This is a genomic window from Frankia sp. CgJB1, assembly GCF_977947065.1.
Window position 1 is genome coordinate 1 of sequence record NZ_CDWTNB010000164.1, and the last position, 9,116, is coordinate 9,116.

Below are 9,116 nucleotides of genomic sequence, written 5' to 3' on the forward strand. Positions count from 1 at the left end.
TCCCGCCCTCGTGGTCAAGCTGCGCGAAGACCTTCCGCACCCCGGAGACACCGTAGTTCTCGGCATGAATCCGCCTGATCTCCTTCAGGGTCTCTTCGTCGGTGATCGCCCGGGCCGACGGCGGCCGTTTCCCCGCGGCGTAGTAGGCGCTCGGGGCGACCTGGACACCGGCGTCCTTCAACACCGCACAGATCGGCTCGACCCCGAACTTCTGTTTGTTCTGGTCGATGTAGTCGTGGACTACCGGCGCGGGCGGCCGAGCTCCGCCGCGAAAAGCCGACGCCGACTTCAGGATCTCGTTCGCCCGCCGCAGTTCCCGGTTCTCCCGCCCCAGCGCAGCCAACCGGGCGGCCACCTCAGTCGGCACACCCCGCTTCGTTCCCGCCTCAACCGCGGCCTTCACGACCCAGACCCGCAGCGTCTCCGGCGAGATCCCCAGCTAAGCCCCGATCCACTGGCACGCACCCTTCGCGCCCGTCCCCGCCTCGGCCCTGACCCCCAGCACCAGCCGGATCGCCCGTTCCCGCAGCTCATCGGGGTACTTCCTCGGCACGCCCATATCGTCCACTTCCTCCTGGTTTGACTGCCTCTATCAAACCCGGCACGGGACAGGCGTAGCTGGGTCAGAACAGCGGCACGCTTCCGCTCTCGGACTGGCCGAGCCGGTGGCAGGTGTCGCTGTCGCGCAGGTAGCCGAAGGAGAAGGCCTGGGCGCGTTGACGGGGGGTGCCGTGGGCGTCGGGGGCGGAGGCCGCCTCCTGGTCGAACCAGCCGCTGTCGCGGGTGTCGCCGATGCTGTAGAACAGCAGCGCGCCCTGCAGCGCGTCGGTGAACGCGATGCGCTTGGCGTCGTGCGCGCTCTTGGCCTGGCGGCCGGCGAAGCAGTCGGCCTGGTTCTCCTCCGCGCGCGACACCACGCCGATCCGGGCGCCCCGATGACCCAGCTCGTGCATGATCATAAACAGCGGGTAGGACGCTCCACCCGCCTGGAACAGCTCCGTCATGAAGTCGACGCTGTAGGCGACGGTGTCGTCGAGCTGGCAGTACAGTGCGTTGCCCGCGAACTGCTTGGGATCGTCCACCTGTGCGCCGCAGGCGTCCTGCGGAACCTGGCCGTCCCGGTAGGGGACGAACCGCGGCGGTGTCCACGCGTCGCCGAGCTCGCCGTGCCAGAAACTGTTTGTGCCGCCTGGGCAGCCGACCGGTTCGGAGAGGAGTTTCTCGACCCCGGCGAGGTCGGTCACCCTGCCCCCGCACTCCCCGGCGGCCGCGATCGGCACCGCCGATGTGCTCACCGATGTCCCAGCCGCGGCCGTGTCCTCCGCGGCCGCGTCCGCCGCGGAGGAACCGTTGCAGCCGGTCAATACCCCGACGGACACGACGATCGCGGCCAACGCCGCCCAGATGACCCGCACGAGGCATCACCGTAGAGGCCCGCCCCGGTGCGTGGAACCCGACGTCGTCACCCTGACAGGCGCCGACGCCCTGACCTCGCCTAACCGCCGGTCGACGGCCCGGCCGCAGGCCCCGATGGGCGCCCATCGGTGGAACCGGGTGAACCGGGTGAACCCGCCCGCGCCCGTCAGGCCAGCCGGCCACGAGGCAGGGGGCGGTCCGGGGGCCGTCAGGCGAACAGCTCGCGGATGTCGTCGGCGTCGAGCGTCGAGCTGAACACGTCACCGTCGTCCATGACGCTGGAGAACAGCCGCGCCTTCCGGTCCTTCATCGCCATCACCTTCTCCTCGATCGTGTCCCGGGCGACGAGGCGGTAGACCATGACGTTGCGGGACTGCCCGATGCGGTGCGTCCGGTCCACCGCCTGTTCCTCGGTCGCGGGATTCCACCACGGATCGAGCAGGAAACAGTAGTCCGCCTCGGTCAGGTTCAGGCCGAACCCGCCGGCTTTCAGGCTGACGAGAAAAACCGGGGCCGACCCCGTCTTGAACCGTTCGAGCACGGTGGACCGGTCGCGGGTCCGGCCGTCGAGGTAGCAGTGCTCCACACCGAGGGCGGACAACCGTTCGCGTACCTTGCCGAGAAACCCGGTGAACTGGCTGAAGACCAGGGCCCGGTGACCACTGTCGACGACGTCGGTGAGCTGCTCGAACAGAGCGTCGATTTTGGCGCACGGCAGGTCCCCGTGGTGGTCGTCCACCAGGCCAGCGTGCAGGCTGAGCTGGCGCAGCAGGGTCAGCGAGCGCAGGATCGTGAAGCGGTTGCGGTTCATGTCGTCGACCAGGCCCAGCACCTTCTGCCGTTCCCGTTGCAGGTAGGTCTGGTAGAGCCTGCGGTGCCGCGGGTGCAGGTCCACCTCCAGGACCTGTTCCTGCTTCGGCGGGAGCTCGGGCGCGACCTGTTCCTTGGTGCGGCGCGTCATCAGCGGCCTGATCCGCCGTCGGAGCTGGGCGAGCAGCTCGACGTCGTTCTGCTTCTCGACCGGCCGGGCGTAGTAGTCGCGGAAGCGGGTCGGGTTCGGGAACAGGCCGGGTGCGGTCACCGACAGCAGCGACCACAGCTCCATCAGGTTGTTCTCCATCGGGGTCCCGGTGACGGCCAGTTTGAACGGCGCCGGCAGCAGCCGGGCGCACCGGTAGGCCTTCGACTGATGATTCTTGATCATCTGGGCTTCGTCGAGGATCAGACCCGACCAGGCCAGGCTCGCGTACTCCTCGTGCTCGAGGCGGAAGAGCGTGTACGAGATGATCACCAGGTCGGCGCCCGACACCGCCTCGTCGAGGGCCTCGCCGCGGCGCCGCTGCGTGTCGGAGATCGCCACCGTTCGCAGCCCGGGCGCGAACCGGGCCGCCTCCGCGGCCCAGTTCGACACGACGCTCGTCGGCGCGACGACGAGGAACGGCGCGAGTTCGGGATCGGCCTGCCGGGCGTGGCAGACCAGTGCCAGCGTCTGCAGCGTCTTTCCCAGGCCCATGTCGTCGGCGAGCACCCCGCCCAGCCGGTACTTCCACAGGAACGCCAGCCACCGGAAACCGTCGAGCTGGTAGGAGCGCAACGTCGCCGCGAGCGTCGCCGGCGGCTCCTGTTCGAGCTGGCCCTCGGCCCCCAGCTCCAGCAGCCCCGTCACCTGCTGGCGCCACGACCGCGCCTGGCGCTCGACCACACCGAGCCCGGCGAGCTCCTCCCACAGCCCGATCTGGAACCGACTGATCCGCAGCGGACCGCCGGGTGAGTCCTGTAGCGCCCGCGCCTCCTCGATCAGCCGCCGCAACATCTGCAGCTCGGGCTTCTGCAGGCTGAAGTAGGCGCCGTCGGCGAGGAGTAGGTGCGACTGCCCCTGACTCAGCGCCAGGAAGACGTCCGTGAACGGCACTTGCCGGCCCTCCACGGTGACGGTGACCCCGAGATCGAACCAGTCGGTCTCGCCTACCACGTCGTCGGTGGACAGGCCGATGAGCAGCGAGTCGCCGGCCTCCCGGTAGGCCGCCGGGTCACCGCTGACCTCGACGGCCACCCCGGGCCGGTCTGTCAGCAACGGGAGCAGCTCCGTCGTCGCGCGCATCGTGTCGACGCCGCGCAGCCGCACCCGTGGCCGCAGACCGGAACCCTGGTCACCGGCGAGCAGGGCGGCCGTGCCGGAGGGCAGATCCAGCGCCGCCAGCACGTCCCGCAACGCGTCCTGCTCCTGGCGCGGATCCCGCACCCGTCCGGTTCCGCGGCGGGCAGCATCGTGCCGGGCGGTTCGGGGCCGTCAGGCTCCGTCGCGTACAGCGGCACGTGGATCCGCTCGCCGCCAACCTCGTAGGCCCATCCCCAGGTGAGGTCGAGCTCGTGGTCGTCACCGTAGGAGGCCGTGCAGCACCAGGGCTGGCGGCGGCACCTCCGGCGGCTCGAAGGAGCCGTCGCTGGACACGACGGGGGCCAGGCGCCGCAGACGCGGGTAGAACTCCGTGCGGAAGCGGGACTCCTCGCTGCGGGGCACCCGCAGGCTCCGGTTCCCGACCGCCATCCGCTGCAGCCGCGGCGGCACCGGCTGGGCGAGCCGCGCGAGCCGGACGTGCCAGTCCCGATGGTCGTCGGAGGCCAGGACCTCCGCCCGGTCGACGTACACGACGCCATGGCCCTCGCGGCCGATGAACGAGAACACGGCGGCGTCCGTCGGCGTCCCGCCGAGGCGGAGCAGGGGAGCCACGACCAGCGACTTCGTGCTCTCGTCCCGGGTGACGTTCAGGCACAGCTCCGCGGAACCATACCGGCTCACGTCGCCGAGCTTCTTGCGGGCGTGCACGAACCGGAGGCCGACCGCCTCGGCCTCGTCGAGCATCGGCCAGAGCTGACGGCTTTCGAACGCGCAGAGATCGAGCCGTTTCGCGCCGCCGGAAGAATAGGAGGAGTAGTATGAGCACCCGTACCGCTCGTCATGGGCCCGGTACACGGCGAAGAACTCCTGCAGCAGCCGTACCTGCGGCTGCTGGTACTCGCGGGTCTGGTACGCCGCGTTGAGGGCGTCCCACCCGATGGCGTTGACCCAGCCGGGCCGTGACCCGCAGGCCCAGCTCGGATCCGCCGCCGTGGGCCGGCGGATCCGCCGTGAAGCTCAGCTCGACGGCCAACGGCGTCGTCCCGGCGGCCCCGCCGTGGCCGCCGCCAACGGCGGGCGAGGCACCCAGCAGCTCTCCCAGGTCCTCGGTCCAGGCAGCTGACCGGGACAAAACCGCGGCTGAGCCGACCGCGGGGAGGACCCGGACCGCCGCGCCGATGGGCTGGGGGCCGCCGCCGCACCCGTTGCCGCGTTCGCCGTGGCCGTCGCGCCTGTCGTGGCCGTCAGCACCAGTGCCACGACGTGCTTGCAGTCGACGCCCACCGGGCAGGTGCACGAGCCGTACTGGAACGTCCAAGAGGACGGACCGTCACCCGAGAACTGCGCGCTCGTCGCGTAGACCTCGCCGCCGCTGCCACGCACCCGGCCCCGGAGGGTGTTCTCGTCGGGGTCCCAGTCGATCCTCGTGACCGCGCTCTGCTGGGCGTAGTGCACACCTCTGGCATACGAATGTTCGCCGACGGCTGTCCGGAGACCGACGGTGCCGGGTCCCTGCCACGACACGGAGAGCATGCCGTCAAGGTAGCAGGCGGTGACGGAAGGTCGCCAAGCGGCCCAACTCGGCCGTCGACAGGCATGGCCTATCGCGTCGACGGTGAGAGGGTGCTGGGGATACGTGCGCCCGAGACGAGGCCGCGGTCGAGGTCCGCCATGGTCGCGGCGCCGAGCAGTGCCATCGCGTGGTCGAATTCCACGCGCAGCAGCTCAATCATCCGTAGGACACCGGCCTCGCCGCCCGCGGCGAGGCCGTACAGGTAGGGCCGACCCACGAAGACCCCTGCGGCGCCGAGGGCCAGCGCCTTGGCCACGTCGTTGCCTCGCCGGACACCTCCGTCGAGGAACACCGTGAGCCTGCGCGCCGCCGCGTCAACCACCTCCGGCAGGATATCGATGGTCGCGGGGACGCCGTCCAGCTGCCGCCCGCCGTGGTTCGAGACCACGACACCGTCGACGCCCAGCTCGACGAGCCGGTCGCACTCGTCCCCGCGCATCAGGCCCTTGAGGAGCAACGGGCCTTCCCACAACGACCGGATCCGCTCGACGTCCTCCCAGGTGACGCAGTCCGACGACGATTTGATTGCCGCTCGGGTCTGGTTGAGGCTCAGCCGGGACGGGCCGCCGGGACGGCCGGCGCTGAATTGGCCGCGCATAAATTCGAATGTGCCCATGAAGTCGAATTTGCCGCGGATGAAATCGGTCGCCCACGCCGGCTTGCTGGCCCCCTGCAGCAGCATCTTGGGATGCGGCGGCCGACTTATGAGCTTGTTGCGGGTGTCGCGCTCACGGTTGCCCAGGACCGGCGTGTCGATGGTGATGGCCAGGGCCCGGTAACCCGCCGCCGCGATCCGCCGGACGAGGTTCCCGACCTCGGCGCGGTTGGGGGGCAGGTAGAGCTGGTACCACAGCGTGCCAGTCGAGCGCGCGGCGACATTCTCGAGGGGGAAGGCTGCCACGGTGCTCTGTATGTACACGATGTCCGCCCGCGCCGCGGCCCTCGCCACAGCGATCTCCGCGGACGATCGCGCGAGGCGGCCCGCGCCCGTGGGCGCCAGCATGATCGGCATCGACAGCCGCTCGCCGAACACGGTCGTCGAGAGGTCTCGCGTGGCGACGTCGGCGAGCGGCCGCGGGCGGAACTCGATGCGGTCGAACGCCGTGCGGTTACGCCTGAGCGACACCTCGTCGCCGGCTCCGCCCTCCATGGCGTCGAAAACCGCCCGGGGAAGCCTGCGGCGCGCCAGTTCCCGGAAGTCCTCGACATTGATTGCGTCCTGCACCCTCACGAACACGGACCTTTCGCTGTCGGCCTGGTCACGGGATCGCGTTCTCCCGGTCGCCAGGATTGTCAGTCACTCCGGAAGCACGCAAGCGGCAGCCGTTCACGCCTTGCGGGAGCTGGTGCGGCCGGCGAGGACCGCCCGGATGTCGGCCGCGATCTCGCTTACGATGGGTTCGCGCAGCACGGTGTCGTGGTCGCCGCCCACGGTGCGGCGGCGAGGCGGCCGCCAGGTAGACCAGCGCCCGCCCGTTCCAGGGCTTGGGCCGGTAGAACCTCGTGAGCACCCGCGATTGGTTGTAGAAGACGTCGTACTGGTTCATGCCCTTGAACTGAACGACGCCAGCCAACGGGAGCTGGGCCGCCTGCCGGGCCCAGCCGAGCAGGACCCGTGCGGCAGCCCCCGCGCGCGCCGGGCCTATAGCCGATCCCCCCGCATGGTCCAAGGCCGGGGCCGGATTCGAACTCGTGGCCGGTCCCCCTGGAACTGGAAGCTGAGAGGGCAGCACTCCTCCCGCGAAGACGCCGGAGGACGTGTCGGGCAGGAAGCTGTCGATGAGGACGAGCAGTTCGACGTGCTCGTCGGCCTCGGTGAGGAGCCTCGCGGTTTCGAAGGCGACGAGGCCGCCGAAGGAGTGGCCGGCGAGGTGGTAGGGGCCGGTGGGTTGGAGTAGGCGCAGGGTGCGGGCGTGGCGGCGGGCGGCGGCGTGGATGGACCAGTCGGGGAGGCCGCGGTATTCGAGGCCGTGGGCTTGGATGCCGTAGACGGGGCGTTCGCCGTCGAAGTGGCGGGCAAAGCCAAGCATGCCGACGGCGAGGCCGCCGGCGCCGCAGAAGCAGAAGAGGGGCCGGCCGCTGCCGGTGGTGCGCAGCGGAACGACGGTGGGGTGGCGTAGGACGTCGGTGCCGGTATTGCGCAGGCGGGCGGTGAACTCGGCGACGGTGGAGGTGGGGAGTTTGACACCGAGTTCGTCGGCGACCCTGGTAAGGAGCTCTTCGGCGATGAGGGAATCGCCGCCGAGTTCGACGAAGTCGTCGTGGATACCGACGTCGTCGAGGTGCAGGGCGGCGGCCCACACGTCGGCGACGGCCTCTTCCCACTGGTCGCGGGGCGGGTCCTGACTGGGTTTCGGACCGGCGGGGGGCAGGTTCAGTCGGTCGACCTTGCTGCGGTCGGTCCTCGGTAGTGCGGTGACCAGCATGACGGTGGCCGGCACCATGTAGGACGGCAGCTTGGCCCGTAGCAGGCGCCTGATCGAGGCCGGTGAGACCCGGGCGCCGGTCACGGGGACGACGTAGGCGACCAGGCGGGCCCGCTGCGTGGTCCTGTCGGCCACGACGACGGCCTCGAGCACATCTGAGCTCGCCAGCAGGGCGGACTCGATTTCGATCGGCTCGACGAGGTACCCGCGGATCTTCACGGCCGCGTCGGTGCGGCCGACAACCCTGAGCTGGCCGCTGGCGTCGATGCGCCCGAGGTCTCCGGTGCGGTAGGTGGGTGTGCCGTCCGGCCCGATGCCGAACCGCGATGCGCTCGCCGCCGCCGCCCGCCAGTAGCCCCCCGTGATGAAGTGGCCCGTCACGACGATCTCACCCGTCTCACCGGGCGGCATCTCGATGCCATCCGGCGAGACCACCCTCACCGCGACGTCGACCACCGGCCGCCCGGCCGGCATCACGCCGTCGGGTAGGTCCTCGTCCGACCAGATCGGGGCGCAGGTCGCCGTGCCGAGCTCCGAGGCTCCGTAGGAGACCAGGAACGCCGCGGCCGGCGGTAGGTGGTGGCGGGCCAACTCGACGTCGCGGGCGTAGATCGCCTCGCCGACCGACATGACGAATCGGAGGTCGTCGAGCACCTCGTCCGGCTCAAGGCAGCCGAACACGGTCCGGATCAGCGCCGGCGTGGCCACGATGCCGGCCGGCCGGGTGGTGCGCAGCCAGTCGGCCAGGTCGCGGACGCCGCGGACCCGAGGGTCGTACATCTCGAGGGTGGTGCCAAAGACCAGGCCACCGACCATCCGGTTCATCCCCGAGATGAAGGAGTAGGGCAGGAAGAGCGGCAGACGGTCGCCCGGAACCAGCCGCATCACGTCCTGGGCCTGGATGGCGTAGTGGATGCCCAGCAGGGCGCGGTGGTGCCACACGACACGCTTCGGTACTCCGGTCGACCCGGAGGTGAAGATGAGCACAGCTGGATCGGTATCGGCCCGGCGCGGCGCGGTCGACGCCACCCGGTCAGCCAGCGCCGGGGACCAGTCGGCGACGCGCTCGTCGCCGACGTCGATAGTCTCCACGATCCCCGGCAGCGCGGCGGCAGTCCGCTGGTCGGCGGAGCCAGTCGGTCCGGTGACGCACACCGAGGCCCCCGCCAGTCCCACGACCTGAGCGAGACGGTCGGTGGGATGCATCCTGTCGAGGGGCACGCAAGGCCGGCCGCTCGCGATAACGCCCAAGACGGCGGCGATCCCGCTCGCGCCGTGGGGCAACAGCACCGCGACGGGCGTGTCCGGGTCGGCCGCGGCGGGCTCCCGAAGGATGCGGTCGGCGACGACGTCCACCCAGGCGACGAGCTGGGCGAAGGTAACGGCACGGTGTTCGTCGCGGACCGCCACGACGTCGTGGCAGATCGCGACGACGGTGCGGATCCGGTCGACGACGTTTCCGAACCGGTCGTCGGGACGCAGCGGCGGCGGCACCGGCACCGCCTGGGTGACCTGGCTTTTCCTCATGCCAGGCCTTTCCTCGCGCCAGCCAGGTCAGTGGCCTTTGGGATCGTCATTAAAT

At 70.5% G+C, this 9,116-nt stretch carries 6 protein-coding genes, 1 pseudogene and 1 other annotated feature; all 7 genes and pseudogenes read right to left on the reverse strand.

The window, feature by feature from the left end; translation table 11 throughout:
• Window positions 1-367, reverse strand: a pseudogene (locus AC08OT_RS16300) (IS3 family transposase); the annotation flags it as partial.
• Window positions 152-278: a sequence feature (AL1L pseudoknot), on the reverse strand. It overlaps the preceding pseudogene by 127 nt.
• A gap of 256 nt (window positions 368-623) precedes the next feature.
• Window positions 624-1,415: a neutral zinc metallopeptidase gene (locus AC08OT_RS16305; protein ID WP_476602995.1), complete on the reverse strand. Its 792-nt coding sequence runs from the start codon at window positions 1,413-1,415 to the stop codon at window positions 624-626.
• A gap of 209 nt (window positions 1,416-1,624) precedes the next feature.
• Window positions 1,625-3,658 carry a DEAD/DEAH box helicase gene (locus tag AC08OT_RS16310; RefSeq protein WP_476593863.1) on the reverse strand — a complete coding sequence of 678 codons (2,034 nt, stop codon included), beginning with the start codon at window positions 3,656-3,658 and terminating at the stop codon, window positions 1,625-1,627.
• 135 nt (window positions 3,659-3,793) lie between these two features.
• Window positions 3,794-4,390 (reverse strand): hypothetical protein, encoded by a 597-nt coding sequence (locus AC08OT_RS16315; protein ID WP_476593864.1) that lies wholly within the window; start codon window positions 4,388-4,390, stop codon window positions 3,794-3,796.
• A gap of 162 nt (window positions 4,391-4,552) precedes the next feature.
• A complete protein-coding gene (locus AC08OT_RS16320) occupies window positions 4,553-5,068 on the reverse strand; it encodes an SWIM zinc finger family protein (protein WP_476602996.1) in 516 nt (171 codons plus the stop codon).
• A gap of 68 nt (window positions 5,069-5,136) precedes the next feature.
• Window positions 5,137-6,339, reverse strand: coding sequence for an alpha-hydroxy acid oxidase (locus AC08OT_RS16325; protein WP_476593866.1), 1,203 nt, complete (start codon window positions 6,337-6,339; stop codon window positions 5,137-5,139).
• A gap of 28 nt (window positions 6,340-6,367) precedes the next feature.
• The gene (locus tag AC08OT_RS16330; protein WP_476602997.1) at window positions 6,368-9,061 is read right to left on the reverse strand and encodes an AMP-binding protein; all 2,694 of its coding nucleotides are present in this window, start codon (window positions 9,059-9,061) and stop codon (window positions 6,368-6,370) included.
• Between the last annotated feature and the right edge of the window lie 55 nt (window positions 9,062-9,116).